Genomic DNA, 726 nt, shown 5'->3' on the forward strand with positions numbered 1-726 from the left:
GGCCGTCACCGGCCAGATCGGCCAGGCGCGCAATCAGGCTCGGCACATCCACCACCAGTTCGGCGAGGCGGTAGACCTTGCCCTTGAAGCGCTTGTCTTGCAGGGCCGGCGGCAATTGCTCGCCCTTGACCTGATCGACCCGGCCACGCACGGCCTTGCTGGCGAAGAAACTGGTGAGGTTGCCGGCCAGGGTGCCGGGTGACCACAGGTAATGAGCCTCGGACAGCAGGCGCACGCCGGACAGGTCCAGCTCGCCATGGCCGGCGAGGGCTTCACGCCAGCGGCGCGGCATGTCGGCGATGGCTTCGGAGGCGCCGGTCAGGGCGCCGTGCAACGCGTACTTGGCGCCGCCGTGGATGATGCCCTGCGACTTCACTGTCTGCCCGCCGCCGAGGCTGGCGCTTTCCACCAGCACGGTCGAAAACCCCTGACGGCGCAGACGCGCGTTCAGCCAGAGGCCGGCGACACCAGCGCCGACAATCAGAACGTCGGTGGAAATAACGGATGGCATGCAACGACCTCAGTGTTCAAGACGAGGGCGCAGTATACAGACTCGGGAAAGAGGGGGATTTGTCGATGATCAACAGCCGTGGCGCAAAAGCACTGTGGGAGCGAGCAGGCCCGCCCCACAGGGGAGGTGTGCAGTGCAGGTCAATGCCCGGCGGTCTTGGAGAACAGCTGGATGACCACCACTCCGAGGACAATCAATGCCATCCCCAGCATCGC

General features: G+C 65.6%; 1 protein-coding gene and 1 pseudogene. Both read right to left on the minus strand.

Translation table 11 applies throughout. From position 1 onward, the window contains the following. Positions 1-511 (minus strand): FAD-dependent oxidoreductase (locus tag DBR24_RS33110; protein WP_371921336.1); only part of this gene is annotated, 511 nt, incomplete at its 3' end. A 140-nt stretch (positions 512-651) separates the two neighbouring features. Beyond that, a pseudogene (locus DBR24_RS21060) lies at positions 652-726 on the minus strand (multidrug DMT transporter); the annotation flags it as partial.

Source organism: Pseudomonas sp. HMWF006, assembly GCF_003061205.1.
Lineage (GTDB): Bacteria > Pseudomonadota > Gammaproteobacteria > Pseudomonadales > Pseudomonadaceae > Aquipseudomonas > Aquipseudomonas monsensis.